The organism is Rhodococcus sp. YH3-3, assembly GCF_001653035.1.
GTDB classification, from domain to species: domain Bacteria; phylum Actinomycetota; class Actinomycetes; order Mycobacteriales; family Mycobacteriaceae; genus Rhodococcus_F; species Rhodococcus_F qingshengii.
This window is the reverse complement of sequence record NZ_BCWH01000015.1, coordinates 2,432-3,145: the sequence shown is the minus strand read 5'-3', so window position 1 is coordinate 3,145 and position 714 is coordinate 2,432. Positions and strand designations below refer to the sequence as shown.

2 pseudogenes are annotated in these 714 nt (G+C 67.6%); both read right to left on the bottom strand.

Annotated elements, in window-relative coordinates:
• Nucleotides 1-603 (bottom strand): annotated as a pseudogene (locus YH3_RS34545) (hypothetical protein); the annotation flags it as partial.
• Nucleotides 600-714: pseudogene (locus YH3_RS37485) on the bottom strand (AAA family ATPase); the annotation flags it as partial. The pseudogenes YH3_RS37485 and YH3_RS34545, both read right to left, overlap by 4 nt.

The window sequence follows — 714 nt, the reverse complement described above, 5'->3', positions numbered from 1 at the left end:
CACATGACGGCGAACCAGATCTGCTTCCGCGTCGTCCAAACCGTCCGCGACCTCCCCCGCTGCCGCGCCCAACTCCCCCGGCACCGGCGCGCACCCCGCACCGGACCCGCATCCCACATCGTCGTCGTCTGGAAACTGTTGTCCCGTAGCCGGATCGATCAGGTGCGTGTAATAGTCCTCTGCGATTCCGCCGTCCTCGCACCCGAACGATTGTGGAGTGATCACCCCGTCCGGTAATCCGACGCCCGCCGCCAGCAAGTCGTCGTTGATTTCCGCGTCCGCCGCGTAATTCCACGCCACGTGGTGCACCGGCTTCGGCAAGGACTGCCCCCGCACACCGTGTGCCCGCAGCAAGTGCCCGACCTCGTGCAGCAACACCGCACCCGCCACCGGCACCGGCCATGCACCAGCCCCTACCAACAACGCCGGATCGAGATAGAGCCGCCACTGCGCATCCACCGCGAACGTGCCCAACCCCGGTGCAGCAACAGGCTGCGCTGCGAACAACGCCCGCATGAAATACGGCATCTGTTCGGCAGAAACCAGCCGTGCCAGGCGAAACGCCCGCAACTCATCCGGCGCGAGCGACCGAACCCCGCTCATGCTGCCGCCTCCATCAGACCCGCAGCGGTCAACATCGGCGCGAACCGACGTGCAGACGCCGGGACAGTCGCCTTAGCCGGTCGCGCCTTCGCCAGCGTGCGCGCCGCCGCG